This window comes from Dialister sp. CAG:357, assembly GCF_000435155.1.
In the GTDB taxonomy this organism is placed as follows: Bacteria; Bacillota; Negativicutes; order Veillonellales; family Dialisteraceae; genus Dialister; species Dialister hominis.
Window position 1 is genome coordinate 9,774 of sequence record NZ_FR896372.1, and the last position, 16,354, is coordinate 26,127.

At 49.4% G+C, this 16,354-nt stretch carries 13 protein-coding genes; 11 read left to right on the forward strand and 2 right to left on the reverse strand.

Annotated features, from left to right (window positions below):
• Nucleotides 1-286 precede the first annotated feature (286 nt).
• From der to M3200_RS01490, 11 genes are all read left to right on the forward strand, one after another.
• Entirely contained in the window at nucleotides 287-1,615 is a 1,329-nt protein-coding gene (gene der, locus M3200_RS01440; protein ID WP_022381759.1) for a ribosome biogenesis GTPase Der, read from the forward strand.
• Nucleotides 1,615-2,199 (forward strand): glycerol-3-phosphate 1-O-acyltransferase PlsY, encoded by a 585-nt coding sequence (gene plsY, locus M3200_RS01445; protein ID WP_022381760.1) that lies wholly within the window; start codon nucleotides 1,615-1,617, stop codon nucleotides 2,197-2,199. Before der ends, plsY begins: the two co-directional genes overlap by 1 nt.
• A gap of 5 nt (nucleotides 2,200-2,204) precedes the next feature.
• Nucleotides 2,205-3,224 (forward strand): NAD(P)H-dependent glycerol-3-phosphate dehydrogenase, encoded by a 1,020-nt coding sequence (locus M3200_RS01450; RefSeq protein ID WP_022381761.1) that lies wholly within the window; start codon nucleotides 2,205-2,207, stop codon nucleotides 3,222-3,224.
• 265 nt (nucleotides 3,225-3,489) lie between these two features.
• Nucleotides 3,490-4,056, forward strand: a complete 567-nt coding sequence (gene rsmD / locus M3200_RS01455; RefSeq protein WP_022381762.1) for a 16S rRNA (guanine(966)-N(2))-methyltransferase RsmD — start codon at nucleotides 3,490-3,492, stop codon at nucleotides 4,054-4,056.
• 3 nt (nucleotides 4,057-4,059) lie between these two features.
• The gene (gene coaD / locus M3200_RS01460; RefSeq protein ID WP_022381763.1) at nucleotides 4,060-4,548 is read left to right on the forward strand and encodes a pantetheine-phosphate adenylyltransferase; all 489 of its coding nucleotides are present in this window, start codon (nucleotides 4,060-4,062) and stop codon (nucleotides 4,546-4,548) included.
• A gap of 13 nt (nucleotides 4,549-4,561) precedes the next feature.
• Nucleotides 4,562-5,062, forward strand: coding sequence for a hypothetical protein (locus tag M3200_RS01465; protein ID WP_022381764.1), 501 nt, complete (start codon nucleotides 4,562-4,564; stop codon nucleotides 5,060-5,062).
• A 101-nt stretch (nucleotides 5,063-5,163) separates the two neighbouring features.
• Nucleotides 5,164-5,727: a ComEA family DNA-binding protein gene (locus M3200_RS01470; protein WP_022381765.1), complete on the forward strand. Its 564-nt coding sequence runs from the start codon at nucleotides 5,164-5,166 to the stop codon at nucleotides 5,725-5,727.
• Entirely contained in the window at nucleotides 5,724-7,985 is a 2,262-nt protein-coding gene (locus M3200_RS01475; protein WP_022381766.1) for a ComEC/Rec2 family competence protein, read from the forward strand. Before M3200_RS01470 ends, M3200_RS01475 begins: the two co-directional genes overlap by 4 nt.
• A complete protein-coding gene (gene holA, locus M3200_RS01480; protein ID WP_022381767.1) occupies nucleotides 7,976-8,977 on the forward strand; it encodes a DNA polymerase III subunit delta in 1,002 nt (333 codons plus the stop codon). Before M3200_RS01475 ends, holA begins: the two co-directional genes overlap by 10 nt.
• A gap of 4 nt (nucleotides 8,978-8,981) precedes the next feature.
• Nucleotides 8,982-10,367, forward strand: coding sequence for a VanW family protein (locus M3200_RS01485; RefSeq protein ID WP_022381768.1), 1,386 nt, complete (start codon nucleotides 8,982-8,984; stop codon nucleotides 10,365-10,367).
• A gap of 63 nt (nucleotides 10,368-10,430) precedes the next feature.
• The gene (locus M3200_RS01490; protein WP_022381769.1) at nucleotides 10,431-14,150 is read left to right on the forward strand and encodes a PolC-type DNA polymerase III; all 3,720 of its coding nucleotides are present in this window, start codon (nucleotides 10,431-10,433) and stop codon (nucleotides 14,148-14,150) included.
• A 79-nt stretch (nucleotides 14,151-14,229) separates the two neighbouring features.
• Here the strand turns inward: M3200_RS01490 and M3200_RS01495 are convergent, their stop codons facing one another.
• Together M3200_RS01495 and M3200_RS01500 are read right to left on the reverse strand one after the other, a co-directional pair.
• On the reverse strand, nucleotides 14,230-15,123 hold the full coding sequence (locus tag M3200_RS01495; RefSeq protein WP_022381770.1) for an epoxyqueuosine reductase: 894 nt from the start codon (nucleotides 15,121-15,123) through the stop codon (nucleotides 14,230-14,232).
• Between the two features lie 151 nt (nucleotides 15,124-15,274).
• Nucleotides 15,275-16,318: a zeta toxin family protein gene (locus tag M3200_RS01500; protein WP_022381771.1), complete on the reverse strand. Its 1,044-nt coding sequence runs from the start codon at nucleotides 16,316-16,318 to the stop codon at nucleotides 15,275-15,277.
• Between the last annotated feature and the right edge of the window lie 36 nt (nucleotides 16,319-16,354).

Genomic DNA, 16,354 nt, shown 5'->3' on the forward strand with positions numbered 1-16,354 from the left:
CCGCCGCCGGCGGTCTTTTTTTTGTATGCCACGTGAAAATGGAGAAATCAGGGGATAATCCGCGTATTCTCTATCATTTCCTGCTTTATCGCAGCTTTTCTTTGCTTTATGACTTCTCATAGACGGAAAGGGGCTCTTATGGTAAACTATAAACTTGACATCTATAAGGGCAGGGCATACAATTTTTTATAAGGATAAAAATGGGAAAGTGTTGCTATCCTGAATAGAATTTTACATAAGAAGATTACTGGACCAATGACAGGTCCAAAGGAAAGGACAGGGAATCATGAGTAAACCTCTCGTAGCCATTGTAGGCAGACCGAATGTAGGAAAATCGACACTCATTAATGGTCTGGCGCAGCGGCGCGTTTCCATTGTAGAGGACATCCCCGGCGTAACAAGAGACAGAATTTATTGCGATGTAAAGTGGCTCGACAGAGAGTTCACATTGATCGATACGGGCGGAATTGAATTCAAGGACGAAAGGGACCAGATCTCCAGCGGCATCCGCCAGCAGGCAGAACTGGCCATGGATGAAGCCGACGTTATTCTTTTCGTTGTGGATGCAAGGACAGGAATGACAGCAGACGATGAAACAATCGCAGGACTTCTCAGAAGGACAGGCAAACCGGTTGTTCTCTGCGTCAACAAAGTAGACAGTGAAAACCAGGAAATGGATGTCTATGAATTTTATTCGCTCGGACTCGGGGATCCGGTCGGAATTTCTGCCGTCAACCGTCTGGGCTTCGGCGAACTTCTCGACCGCATCACGGAAGGCTTCCCGGCAAGAACGGAAGAGTCTTCCGAAGACATTATCCGTACTGCCATCGTAGGCCGTCCGAATGTCGGGAAATCCACGCTGATCAATTCGCTTCTCGGATACCAGAGATCCCTTGTAGCTGACGAAATGGGAACGACGCGCGACGCAGTCGATTCCGTATGGAAGTTCAAGGGCAAGACATTCGTGCTGGTCGATACAGCCGGCATGAGAAAGAAGAGCAAGATTGATGAGCCTGTTGAAAAATACAGCGTCATCCGCTCAATCCGCGCTATCGACAACTGCGACGTAGCCATCTTCATTCTGGATGCCGAGGATATGCTGACAGAGCAGGATAAGAAGATCATAGGCTACATCCATGAAGCAGGGAAGGGCCTGATCCTTTTCGTCAATAAATGGGATACCATTGAAAAAGGAAATACAACAAACGTTGAGTTTGAAAAGGAAATCAGAAAAGGACTTCCTTTTGCATCCTATGCGCCGGTTCTTTTCGGATCGGCTCTTACCAAGCAGAGAATCCATCGTCTTGGCGACATGATCTATGCAGTGGCAGAACAGGCAAGCCTTCGTGTTCCGACCGCTGTTCTCAATGACCTTCTCGAAGATGCCAAGATGGTCAATCCGCCGCCGGCACATTCCGGCCGCGTAGCAAAGATTTACTACATGACGCAGGTAGGGATTCGTCCGCCAACGTTTGTCATGTTTGTGAATGACGCCAACCTGATCCACTTCTCCTATGTCCGTTTCATGGAAAACAGGCTGAGAGAAGCGTTCAGCTTTGAAGGGACGCCTATCCGCATTGTTATCAGAAGCAAGAAGGATGGTGGAGACGACTGATGGAATCATTCCTATGGATTGTGCTCTCCTATTTTATCGGCGCAATCCCAAGCGGGTATATCATTGGCAAAGTATTTTACCATGTCGATCTTAAAAAGACGGGAAGCGGCAATATCGGTGCAACGAATGCATATCGCGAGCTTGGCGTTGTTGCCGGCCTTTCCGTATTTATCTGTGACTTTTTGAAAGGATTCATCGCCGTTCATCTGGGGATGCCTGATCCGCTCATCGTTCTGGCATGCGCTATCGCAGCCATCGTAGGGAATGACTGGTCCATTTTCCTGCACTTCAAGAGCGGGAAGGGCGTTGCCTGCGGCGTTGGCGCCTTTGCTTATATTTCAGCTCCGGCTGTTCTTTGTGCCTTTGCCGTGTGGCTTCTTGTCTTCAAGGCAAAGCACATCGTGTCTTTAAGTTCCATCATAGCTGCCCCTGTCGTAGCTCTTGTCCTTCTCATTGAAGGCGCTTCTGCCGAATATGTCATATTCGCAGCTCTGGCAGCCGTGATTGTTATCGGGAAGCACAAAGATAACATCAAAAGGCTCCTGAAAGGGGAAGAAAAGCCGATTACCAGAGAAAAGAGGTAAGTCTTGTGAAAATAGCCATGATAGGTGCTGGCGGCTGGGGTACAGCTATGATGATTTCCCTTGCCGGCCGTCATAAAGACCTTGTCTTGTACTGCAGGAAGCCGGAAACGGCAGAAAAGCTCAATCGCGAGAGGGAAAATAAGGAATACCTGCCCGGAGTTCATCTTCCGGAGGTTATCCGTATTACCAGTGATCTGAAGGAAGCAGTGGAAGGCGCGGGCTGCGTCGTCATCTGCACGCCGTCAAAGGCTGTGGCTGATACGGCAGGCAAAATTGCCAAATGGCTTGAAAAAGATGCAGTCGTCGTTTCTGCATCCAAGGGCCTTGCCGATGATGAAGGCCACCGCCTTTCCGAGGTCATTGCCCAAAAGGTGGCAGGGATTACGGACAGGATTGTTGCTTTGTCCGGACCGAACCACGCCGAAGAAGTCGGCGCCGGCCTTCCATGCGCAACCGTTGCTGCCTCTGAAGTGCCTGAGGCAGTCCAGATCGTCCAGGATCTTTTCATGAGCCCTGTATTCAGGGTGTACAGAAGTGATGATATCCGCGGCGTCGAATACGGCGGAGCTTTGAAGAATATCATGGCTCTTGCCTGCGGCGTGCTTGACGGAATCAAACTGGGCGACAACAGCCGCGCTGCCCTGATGACACGCGGACTTGTTGAAATGACAAGATTCGGTGTCAGATTCGGTGCCAAGATGAATACATTCTTCGGCCTTTCCGGCATGGGAGACCTTGTCGTTACCTGCACGAGCTCGCACAGCCGCAACCATACGGCCGGCGTCATGATGGGCGAGGGAAAGACAGCGAAGGAAATCGTTGAAGGAACGAATATGGTCGTTGAAGGAATGCGTACAGCGCTCCTTGTCCATGAAATTGCCAAAAGAGAACATATTGACATGCCGATCACAGAAGAAGTATGCTGCCTGATCAATGGGGAGCATACAGCAAGAAAGGCATTGGAAGTACTGATGGCAAGAGCCAAGAAAGCAGAGTCTGAAACGTATCCGACGGAATCTCTTTAATCCATACGAATTCATCAGTCTGCCTTGATGTTACCCTTATCGGATGCCGGTAGGGGTAATGCTGTTTTAAAGGATTCCTGTGTTTTCGGCATCTGGCGGAAGAAATTACGCGGAGAAATATAAATTCTTTATGCATGAATGGAATATCTTTCTGAAGAAAGCATAAAAAATTTTATTTCAATATAGTCCGTTTATGCTATAATCTAGCTAAGTGCGGATTGACGGGCTGCCCGTTTGATACAGATCACTATAAGGAAAATTAAGAATGAGAATTGTAGGCGGCAAAGCAAAAGGTACGATTTTACTGTCCCCGGCAGGTAAGAATACAACAAGGCCCACTCTTGGAAGAGTGAGGGAGAGCATTTTCAATGTTCTTGCTAATGTGGGACTGGAAGAAGCGAAGGTTCTGGATATTTTCGCCGGAACCGGAGCCATGGGGCTTGAAGCCTTGAGCCGCGGAGCGGCAGAAGCTGTCTTCATAGACAGGACAACAAGTGATATTATCAGGAAGAATGCAGAGCGCTGCCATATGAGCGGGCAGGTGAAGGTCATCGCAAGAGACGTCACGCCGGCCTTGAAGCTCTTAGGTGGCAAAAGCTTTGATTATATCTTCATGGATCCGCCATACCGCAAGGGGTATATCAATGAGATCCTGAAGGAGATACTATCTTGCGGGATCTGCAGTGATGATGCTATTATTGTTGCGGAACACTCCGTGTCCGAAGCACCGGACCTTTCCCTTTTCGAAGACAGGCTCGACCTCTGGAAAGAGAAGAAATCCGGCGCCATTGTTGTTACTTATCTGCGTTGCAGAACTACAGAGGGAGTTTAATCCATGAAATTAGCTATATGCCCGGGAAGTTTTGATCCGGTAACCTATGGTCATCTTGATATTATAAAAAGAAGCGCGCAGATGGTCGATAAACTGATCGTCGCCGCTTTTCTGAACCCGACAAAACATTACATGTTCACCACCGAGGAGCGTCTGGATATGCTTAGGGAAACAACCAAGGATATTCCTAACGTGGAAGTGGATGCCTTCGACGGTCTTCTTAATGAATACGCAGCAAAGAGAGACTGCCATCTTCTGATCAGAGGCCTCAGAGCGTTCAGCGATTTCGAATATGAATTCCAGCGCGCGCTGATGATCAAGCAGATTGCACCGACTCTGGAAACTGCCTTCTTTATGACGGACGGCCGCTATTCCTTCCTTTCCTCAACCGGTGTCCGCGAGCTGGCCCATTTTAACGGGGATGTGAGCAAAATGGTGCCGCCATACGTACAGGAAATGATACACAGGAAAATGAATTCTATTAAGAAATGAGAGGCTGCTTGTTATGGATACGAGAAAACTTCTGGAAGAACTTGAAAATGTAATTAACAGTGCAAATGAAGTGCCGTTCACCAATAAGAAAATGGTGGACAAGGACGAAATTGAAAGACTGATTGATGCCATCAACCAGTCCCTGCCAAACGAGCTTGAAAGTGCCCGCCGCATTGTGGCTGATAAGGAAAGAATCATGCTCGATGCTGAAAAGAAGGCAGAAGACACCGTTGCCCAGGCAAAGGACTATATCGCCCGCATTACAGAAGAAAGCGAACTGGTCAAGCAGGCACAGGAAAGAGCCAATGAAGTGATTTCCTCTGCCAATAAGTCTGCAGAAGAACTGCGCACCAGCTCTGTTACTTATGCAACCGATGTGCTGAAGTACGTGGAAACCAACATGGAAAACGTACTGGACAGCCTGAAGAAGAACCGTCAGAGCCTGATTGATTCCAACTCTGCAGCTGCACGCCAGCAGCAGGAACAGGCTGAAGACAACGGAAATAAAAAGTAAGAAATTACGAAGGAGCAGCAAAAGAGTTCCAGGCGCTCCTGGGACTCTTCTTTGGTATGGATGCAGGCAATGCCTGAAGGATTGAAACAAGGAGCAATTCCATGGAACAGGATCATGAAGAAAGCAGAAGGATGACTATACTCTGCCTATGCATAGGTCTTATTCTTTTAGGGACGGCGCTTTTTGTATTCGATCCTTTTTCATTGCGTGAAGAGGAGAAGCCGGTCGTCGTGACTGCCGAGGCAGGGAACAATGAAAAGGATGACAAGCTTCTCGTGTATGTCGTAGGCGCTGTAAAGGAACCAGGCGTCTATGAACTCCCGAAGGGAAGCCATTACTATGATGCCGTCAAGGCAGCAGGCGATGTCCTTCCCTATGCAGAAGTGGAAGCTGTCAATATGGCAGCGCCCATAGAAAACAGCATGAAGATTTACATCCCGCTCAACCCTGACCGCAGCGATCCCGCAGCAAGAGGTCTCATCAATATCAATACGGCCGGAGCGAAGGAACTGGAAGCACTCCCCGGAGTCGGCGCAGTGACGGCTGAAAAGATTGTGAAGTACAGGCAGGAAAACGGGTACTTCACCGAGAAGCAGGATCTGAAGAAGGTTCCATCCATAAGCGATGGAAGATATGCGAAACTGGCGGATAAAATTACTCTATGAGTATGAAGTACGGCCTGTTCTGGAGTGCTCTCTGTCTTTCATTCGGCATATTCCTCTACGGCAGTCTTCCTCTTTATGAGGGAATCGCAGCTGCTGCCGTCTTTTTTGTGCTGCCTGCCTTAGCAGCCATAAAAATAACACATAAAAAAGAAGCCGTCCTTATTTTGTGCGGCGCTTTTTTTATTTCCCTTTGCGGAATGGGCCGCATGCATCTTGCTGACGAAGTATGGAAGGCGCAGTCCTCCTGGGCGCTTCATGCCGAAGGGACGTATACGGCTGTCGTGACAGAGCCTCCTGTCGTCAACCGGGAAGGGGAAGGGTATGCCAGGTATACTGCTGAATTAAAAGATATCCGTTACAAAGACGGCACAGAAAAGCCGCTTAAGGGGTTCGCCTATGTTTATGAGACAAATCCTAAGGAGATTTACGGGCCGGGCGTGAAACTCTCCGTCAAAGGGGAAATGACGCCGATCAGGATTTATGACAACCCCGGGAAAATCGATCTGGAAAGCAGGTACAGAAGCCGCCGCATCATAGGGCGCATCTATACCGAGGATGAAAAGTCAGTCAGATCTCTGGGCGATTCCGGAGAATACCGGGCCGAAAAGGCAGCCGAACTCATCAAGGGAAAGGTCATGGATACCTTTTCTCCCTACATGGATCCCGTCAGGCTCCACATCATGATGACGCTCCTTTTTGGAGGCAGCTATAATGAAATCCCGGAATCAGTCATGAGCTCTTTTTCCGCGACAGGGATCGTCCATATCCTTTCCGTTTCGGGATCGCATGTGGCGCTTATCTTCGGCTTCCTTTACTTCCTGGGAAAATGGATGCACCTTCCAAAGAAGCTTGTTATTGGCGGAGCCATCATTCTGGTCCTTTTCTATTCAGGGCTTGCCGGATTTGTCCCTCCTGTCCTGAGAGCCGCCATCATGGGGATCCTTTCTGTGGCCGGACTTTTCTTTGACAGGGAGAAAACAGCCGTCAATATTTTAGGCGCTGCTGTTACAGGGATGCTTTTGTGGGATCCGTTTTTCCTCTTTGATGTGAGCTTCCAGCTTTCCGTCGGCGCATCTGCCGGTATCCTGATATTTTACAAGCCGCTTCTTTACTTCTTCAAAAGATTTCCCCGCCTTCCCGTGCAGGTGCGGGAAGGAACGGCGCTTTCCACGGCGGCGCAGGTATTTACGATGCCCATCGTGCTCTATGACTTTCATGTATTTCCGCTGTTTTTCATTCCTGCCAATCTCATTGTGACGCCGTTCCTTGAATGGGTTATCATTGCAGGGCTCATGGCATCCGTCATCGCATTGATCTTTACGCCCCTTGCGGCCGGGATTCTCTACGTTTCGGATTACCTCTTATGGGCAGGCATCCGGATGAACCAGTGGATGTCAGGCTGGCCGAAGGCGTCGATCGGCATCGGAGGACTCAATGCTGCAGAGACGGCCTGCTATTATATCACAGTCGCCTTTCTTTATTTCAGGGAGAAAATCCTTGCATCTAAAATATGGAGAAGTATTTTTATGCTGATTCTTCCCTTAAGTACTGCAATCGTCATTATTCTCTGGATTTCTGCGCCGTCCACATACGTGCTTGTCCCCGAGCTCGGTCCGGATCAGGGGGCTGTTCTTGTAAAAGACGGCAGAAAAATACTATACTATAAGAGCGGCAGCCTTGCTTCAAGGACTTCCGTCTGGGAATGGAACTCCCTTCTCGGGTATGAGGGCATTTTTGCAGCCGACATCCTTCTGCTGAATCTGGAAGACGCCAAAAACCCTATTCCTCTGTCCATGACGATTCCGATCAAGGAAATCTGGGTGACGGGAGGCGATCCGGAAAAAATCTGCCGCGAGCTTTTAGCTGGTCAGCAGGCTCACGTCCGCATGATCCAGGGCGGCAGCGCAAAAGTGGATGATATGATTTTCAGGACAAACGGAAGCAGCTGGCTTGTTTCCTTTGATGAGGCCGGCGTCCTTTTTTCAGGAAATAAACTGCTTACGGATACAAAGTATCCGCCTGGCCTCTTCTGGATGGCAGGGAGCAGAAAACAGGCAGATTCTCTGACTGAGGAAGAGGTTTCCGCGATTCATCCAGAGGCAGCCGTCTATGCAGGAAGCAGGTTGACCAAATCCTATGAGGATGCGGAAATTTTTGAATATATGGGAATCCCTGCAGCCAATGTCTATGAAGATGGAATGCAGACGGCGGTTTTCAGGGAAAAATGGGAATTAAAAGGTAAAGGTCTATGGCGCTGAATGAAGTGAAGAAGAACTGCTACTTCCTTTACGGGGACGACCCGGTTCTTCTTAATGAGAGAAAGTCAGACATATTAAATACATACTTTAAGGGAAACCCGCCGGAACCCGCTTACTTTGAGGGTAAGGGAAGCTTTGAGGAATACAGGAATGCCCTTTGCGGGCAGTCCCTTTTTTCATCAGATACGGCAGTCCTGATCCAGAATCCATTCTTCCTGAAAAAGGCTGTAAAATCAGAAAAGGAAGAAGAGCAGCAGAAGGAATTTCTGGAAACAGCAAGAGAAATCCCTGAAGAGACGCTTCTTATCATGCTTTTTGAAGGAAAGCCGGACGCAAGGACGAAGGTTGTCAAAGAGTTGAAAAAATTCTGCGTGGCAGAAGAGATGGGCTTCATCAAGCCGGATCAGGCAGCCGGCATCATGGCGCAGATCCTGGGGGAACGGGGAAAGAGCTTTGAACCGGAAGCAAGGGAATATCTGGAAGAAGTCCTGTCCACATGGGAAAATGTTTCCCGGCCTCTTCTTGAGGTCGAGGTTGAAAAAATCGACCTGATGACGGGAAAACGGGTGACGGTGCCCAAGCGTGTTCTGGAGTTTTCACTTCCGGGATACGTGAATCAGGGCGTCTTTGCCTTTGCAGACGCACTCCTTTCCAAGAAGGTCAAGCAGATCCTGGAAAGCACAGACAAGGTGTTCAAAGACACTTCGACAGAAATCAGCGGGCTGGGCCTTATTTCTTCCAAATTCAGGAATATAAAGATTCTGAAGGAAATGGAAAGAGCAAGGATGCCTGAATCGAAAATCAGGGAAGCGCTCGGCATGCGCTCTCCTTATGCATACCGTTATCTGAAACGGGATGCGGATAAAGTCACCGAGAAGGATGCAGAATGGATGCTTCTTGGAATTTTTAATTACCAACTGAAAAAGAGAATGGGGGACAGAGACATGAGTCTCAAAGATCTTTTTCTGAAATATTGTATGGAACGAAGGTAGAATAGTGAGCCGGCTTAGAATAAAAAGAATAGCGGGGGCTGTTTGCGCTGTCATAATCCTCACAGCAGGAGCAGCGCCTTTCCTTTGGGCCGGAACGGACAGAGTCATTCCGGGCGTAAGGATCAATGGAACTCCGGCAGGGGGAATGAGCAGGGAAGAACTGGAAACTCTCATGCATGAGAAAAATGAGGAACTGAAGACGGACGTGCTGGCTGTGAAAAGCGCAGACGGCGTCATTGACGAAGCATGGAAGTTTTCTGATTTTTCTGTTCATTATAAAGACGATGAAATCGATAAGGCACTCAAAGCAGGCCGTGATGGGAATATAGCGAAAATCTGGTATGACCGCTGGCATGCCCTTGTCATAGGAGATGCTGTGCACTGGATGGCATCGTATGATGATGGGGCGCTCGGGAATAAGGTCAAAGCACTGGCTTCTGAATACGGAAAGCCTCCTGTCAATGCAGAGCCTTCTTTCCATGGAGACGGGTTTGTCACCTTCTCCGGAGGCCGCCCTTATCTCAAGTTTGACGAAAAGGCGCTCCTGGCAGATGCAGGAAGGATCCTGTCAAACGGAACAAGCGGAGAAGCAGATGTTTCCGTCCTTGATGAGAAGAAACCGGATCTGACGGAAAAGGAAGCCAAGGAGGTCAATGTTGTCCTTGGAAGGTACACCACGGAATTCGGGATCGACGGAAGCCGCGACAAGAACATTGAAATTGCGGCCAAGAGCATTAAAGGCGTCTACGTGAAGCCAGGGGAGTCATTCTCCTATAATCAGGCGACAGGCGCAAGGTCGAAGGAAAACGGCTATCAGGAAGCGCCGGTCATCATCAATGGCAAGCTTGAACCCGGCATAGGCGGAGGCGTCTGCCAGGTAAGTACGACGCTCTTCAATGCGGCGCTTCTTTCAGGCCTTGAAATTACGCAGAGAGCCAACCATTATTCGCCCATCCACTATGCACCAATCGGCAGGGATGCGACAGTCGCTGAAGGCATCATTGATTTTGCCTTCCACAATGATCTGAAGCACGGTGTTTATCTCTATTCAGACTATACGCCCGGAAGCGTCACGATTTATATCCTTGGAAACAGGGAGGACAAGCCGTCTTATGTGGATATTTCCACAGACAAGAACGATGTGATTCCGAATAAGACGAAAACGAAAATAGATCCGTCACAGAAGGAAAACAAAAAGACAGACGAGGGACATGACGGACGCCATGTCGTCGTCACACAGAATGTCAAATGGGCTGGCGGAAGGACGTATCACGATACGTTCTACTCCGATTATGATCCCGTAGATACAGTCATCACCTACAAGAGCGAATCTGACCGAAAAGCTGATGAGGATAAAGCAAAGTCTGAAGGTAATGACAAAACGGAATAAACCCTTCCGCATGAAATGCGGTATAATGATAGGCGATTTTCTATTGAAGGAGGAGCAGGGTTAATGGGCAAGTACCAGCTGAAATCAAGAAAGGAAGGTTCCGTCATCACGCTTCTTGAAGTGGATACGGAATGCAGAGCCTGGTATGTCAAAGCTGATGATAAAGATGCTGCTGTCAAAACGCTGATATCCATGGGTGAATCGATCCGCTGCCTGGAGTCCATCTACGTCAACGGGGATGATATGACCGAAGATATATTAAGCGCTTTTTCAGCTGCCAGAAAGACTTCATATCCCGAAGAATTCATGCCTGAGAGCGAGACGGATGATTTTGCGCCGCAGGGCTCATACATGCCGCCTGAAGAAATGATGCCGGATGATGTGCCGCCTCCGGATGAATACGGATATGAGGAAGCGGGCGCGGCTCCTCTTTCGCCTCTCCCTTCGGCAGAGGAAATAGAGGCAGCTGCTTCACAAAGCGGCAGGGAGGAGGCATCTATCGCAGATGAGAGGCCTTCTGAATTTGCAATGCCTGATATTCTTCCCGACCTTGCAAGCGTTCTTCCAAAGACTGCATTTGTTTCCTCTCCAAAGAAGAATGCTTCAGGGGCTGTCAATGGCATGTACCTTGGCAAGAAGCATATTACCGGAAATCCCGTTGAAATCCGCACAATCACTGATGAGGCAGACGGGGTCGTTTTTGTGGGCACTGTCATTAATTGTGAAATGAGGGAACTTAGGAGCAAGAAGAAGCTCTTTTTGATGAGCCTTTCCGATGAAACGAACGGCATTTCCTGCAAGAAATTCTTCGACCGCCCGGAAGAAGCAGGCGGACTGGAAGAACTGAAGGCAGGGATGGCAGTCAAGGTGCGCGGCAACGTACGCTTTGACAAGTATTCCGGCGGCCTTGTCCTTGAACTGCAGCAGGTGGAAAAAGGAAAAATCATCAAGATCGATCATGAAGACGATTATCCGACGCCCCGCGTCGAGCTCCATCTCCATACGAAGATGAGCCTGGACGGACTGATCGATAATGAGGAAATCATCAAGACGGCTGCCAAGTGGCATCATCCGGCCGTTGCAATTACAGACCACGGCGTCATACAGGCTTTCCCAAAGATCCAGGATCTGGCGGACAAGTACAAGCAGAAGGTCATCTACGGCATGGAAGGGTACATGATTGAAGATATCCCTGCCGATCCCGATACGGACAGGCAGCAGTACAACCATATCATCATCCTGGCCAAGAACGTCACGGGCCTTAGAAATCTCTACCGCATGGTCACGCTTTCCCATCTGAAGTTCTACAGGAAGCGTCCTCTGATACCAAAACCAATCTTAAAGGAACTCCACGAAGGGCTGATTTACGGTTCGGCCTGCGTCATGGGCGAATTCTTCCGCGCAGTTCTTGCAGGAAAAAGTGATGAAGAACTGATCGAGATGGCGAAGTTCTATGACTATCTGGAAGTGCAGCCTCTTGGAAATAATGAATTCCTGATCAATGACGACAAGTTTGCCGAAGTCAATTCGGAAAAGGATCTGCAGGATCTGAACCGGAAGGTCATTGAAATCGGCGAAAAGGCTGGACGGCCTGTCTGCGCTACGTCTGATGCGCATTATATGTTTGCCGAGGATCAGAGAAACCGCGACATCCTTCTTTCCAACTGGGAAAAACCGGGGAAGATTGAATCCCATCCGCCGGTCTACATGAGGACGACACAGGAAATGCTGGATGAATTCAGCTATCTCCCCAAGGAAAAAGCGCTTGAAATCGTCGTGGAAAATACGAGAAGGATTGCAGAAGAATGCGAAGTCCTCCATCCTCTTGCCGAGGAATGGAAGTCTTACAACCCGAAAATTTCCGGCGCCGATGAAAAACTGGTGGAAATGTGCTATTCCAATGCCAAGGCCATTTACGGAGACCCGCTTCCCAAAGAAGTGCAGGAGCGCCTGACACTGGAACTGACGCCTATTATCAAGCACGGCTACGGCGTCCTCTACTACATTGCGCACAAGCTTGTAAAACATTCCAATGACAGAGGATACCTGGTAGGTTCACGAGGATCCGTCGGTTCATCCTTCGTTGCTACCATGTCCGGCATTACGGAAGTCAATCCGCTTCCGCCGCACTATGTCTGCCCGAACTGCCACTGGACGCATTTCTATACCGACGGCTCCGTCGGCGGCGGTTTTGACCTTCCTGACAAGGCATGCCCGGAATGCGGTCATCCGCTCAACAAGAACGGCCATAATATTCCGTTTGCCGTTTTCCTCGGGTTCGACGGTGATAAGGTCCCTGATATCGATCTTAACTTCTCCTCAGGGGATGATCAGGGCGTTGCCCATAAGTACACGGAAGAACTCTTCGGCCGTGACAATGTTTTCCGCGCAGGGACCATTGCAGGCATCCAGGACAAGACAGCCTACGGTTTCGTCAAGAAGTATGCGGAAAACAGAGGACTCACCTTCAACGATATCTTCATTGAAAAGCTCTCTGCCGGCGTGGCAGGCGTCAAGAGGACGACGGGCCAGCATCCGGCAGGCATCATGGTCTGCCCGAGGGATATGGACATCCATAACTTCACGCCTCTGCAGTATGCGGCCAACAAGAAGTACCTGAAGGATGAAGAAGGAAACCGCATCCCCGGAACCATTACCACCCATTTCGATTACCATTCCATCTCGGGCCGTATGCTCAAGCTGGATATCCTGGGCCACGATGATCCTAAGGTTATCCGCATGCTCCAGGATATTACGGGCATCGATCCGCTTAAGATTCCATTTGATGACAAGAAGACATTGTCTCTCTTCAGCTCCACTGAAGCACTGGGCCTTACGCCGCAGCAGCTTGGAGCCGTGATCGGGAACAAGGGGATTACCGTAGGAGCCCTCGGGCTTCCTGAATACGGGACGCCTTTTGTCCGCGGCATGCTGGAAGATACCAGGCCGAAGAACTTCTCCGAACTGGTACGAATTTCCGGATTCTCCCACGGGACCGACGTATGGCTGAACAATGCGCAGGATCTGATTCGAAGCGGCACAGTCAAACTGGAAGAAGCCATTTCCACCCGAGACGACGTCATGAACTATTTGATTGAACATGGCGTAAGACCCCTGACTGCATTCAAGGTCATGGAAAATGTCCGTAAGGGCAAGGGGCTTGAAAAGGGCGGTTCCAATAACAAGGCAGAACTTGATGCTGCCCATGTACCGCAGTGGTTTATCGATTCCTGCCTGAAGATCGGATACCTCTTTCCGAGAGCCCATGCTGTCGCTTACGTTATGATGGCATTCCGCATCGCATGGTTCAAGGTGTACCAGCCGCTTGCTTATTATGCGGCGTACTTTACCATCCGCGCAGAAGGGTCTTTCAATGCACCGGTCATCCTGAAGGGGCTTGAATCGCAGAAGGCGGAACTCGCCCGCATTGCAGCGCTTGAACATTCGACAGCCGTCGAGAAGGGCAATGCCACTGTCATTGAAGTCGCCGCGGAAATGTACCTTCGCGGCATGGAATTCCTTCCCATCGATCTTGACCGCTCGGATGCATCCGAATTCAAGATGGTGGACGGAAAGCTCCTTCCTCCTTTCAACTGTATTCCTGCCTTAGGGGATGCTGTGGCAAAGGAAATTGTACGTGCCAGGGACGAGCATCTTTTCACATCGAAGGAAGATCTGAAGAAACGCGGCAAGGTCAGCCAGAGTATCATCGACACCATGGATTCCATGGGCATTCTGAAAAATATGCCTGATGAGGAACAGATCAGCCTGTTCTCTTTCTAAAACAGGATACAAAACAGAGTACATAAAAGGGGCTTTAGCAAAATGAACAGTCATTTTGCTAAAGCCCCTTTCTGTTGAATTATTTTCCGGAATCTTTTTCTGTAAGATCCAGATTTCTAAGAAGCACTTTTCTTCCTCTCCATGCAAAAGCATATTCCCTCATTTCCTTGTCAAAGGAACGGTTGGAATAGGATTCCAGTTTCTCACGGGTAAGGAAGGGAAACCTGTTTTCCCTGATTTCGGGAAGAGGGGAGACGGCGGCGTTCTTGTTGAACGGGCAGCAGAGCTGGCATTCATCACAGCCGAAAATAAGAGGCGTCCTTGCGATGATTTTTTCCTCTTCTTCAGTCAGCGCTTCCTTTTTCTGCGTCAGGTAGGATTTGCAGTGCCATACATCGAAGGAATCCTCGCGGATGACGTGGCCCGGGCAGTGGTAGAAGCACTCCCTGCATTCGCCGCAGGAAAGATCGAGCGGGGAATCAGGCGAAAGCTCAAGGGTCGTCAGTATGGATCCGATGGTGAAGAAGGAGCCGTACTTTGGATTGATGATGCAGTGATTCTTCCCGAAAAATCCAAGCCCTGCAGCATAGGCAAGCCAGCGGTCGACCATGGGGGACGTATCGGCAAGGCCCCTGAATCTTGCTTCCGGATATGCATTTCTCATCACGCCGATAATGCGGTCAAGGTAGGACTGGATCATTTTGTGGTAATCAAGCCCTCTTGCATACAGCGCAATATTTCCTTCCTCCTTGTGGGATGGGCGGTAGGGGAAAAGGATGACAAAAAAGGAGCGGCTCCCCGGAAGGAGGGCTTCCGTATCTATCCGTTCCTTTATGTCAGCGGGCGCAAAGGGAATGGTTCCTGCTTCAGTAAGCCTTTCTGAAAGTTTTTCAGAAAAATTCACTGATGCTGCGCCGCAGGCATCGAGTTGCAAAGACGCAGCCGTTTTGACTAAAAGTTCTTTCGCATTCATTCATAACCTCATGAAAAAGGGACGGAATACAGTCATGCTGCCTGCCTTTTTTTCAGGCCTTCAGCAATGCGGGGTCGTTCCCTTCCTCGTGTCATTCAATAAAAAGAAGGCTGTGAATAAATGATTGCACATTTTGTCACAGCCTCTGTGTTTATTTAACCATGCGCTTGGAAAGAAGTTCGCTGACTTTTTCCGTCGGCATGTCGTCACTGTCGTAAAGGAGCCCTTTCGGACTTTTTATGATGAGCCTGTCCATCAGATTCTGGGCAACAAGATCATTCGTTGCAGAAAGGAAGGAGAGGCATGCTTTATCATGGAATTCCTTGGTGATCAGGCGGGAGAGTCCAGGCGCTTTGAGTCTCTGCTGGAGGAAGAGCTGATGGATGGCCTTCCAGCTTTCCTTCTTGGGGCAGGCCCTTAGAAGAACGCAGATGGTGTACCCCTTTTCCTTCAGGTAGCTGATGTAATTCATCGTGTGGGCTACATTTTCCAGCGATCCTTCCTGAAGGATGATGTAGCCTTCTTCTCCCGCTTTCTTCATCGTAAGGTCAGACAGGTACTGGCCCTGCGCCATGGAGAAGCAGGCAGCGTACTGTCCGTATTTCTTCAGAAGCTGTTTGTAGCGCGGATGGAAACCGCGGAAGTTGTCGCTCATGGACTGGATGATATCGCCGTCATAGTCTTCAATGACCATGGATGACATGCGGGTTTTTCCTGATCCGGGCTGGCCTGCGATGATAAAGGCAGTGGGATATTTTTTGTGGCCCGTCTTTCCTTCAGTGACAGAAGGCCAGACCGTCTTTTCAAAAAAATCATCCATTTCAGCAGGATCGAACCTGCTTTCCTTTTCAATCACCTGGCGCGTCAGCTTGGCGCTTGTCACAGGACGGAATATCTGATCCTGCACGTATTTCGTTTCGATGGCATAAGCTTCCCTGAGCATGCCGACTTGCGCAGACATAGCAAGACCATGTCCCTTGCGGAGTTCGATCAGAGACATTTCATGGATGGTCATACGCCAGAGCTTATAAAGGCGCGCTTCATCTGCCGGCTGTATGGCCTTCTCACCTTTCAGAGTGCAGAGCAGGTTGTGAATGGTCTGGAATATTTCTGCATTCACCTCAAGCTGTATCCCCATAGGGGTAATTTCTGCCGATTCACTTAGTTCTTCGATGGTCCGCTCGTCATAGGGCATAGCCTTACCAACTCCTTTTATTCATTACATGGAATC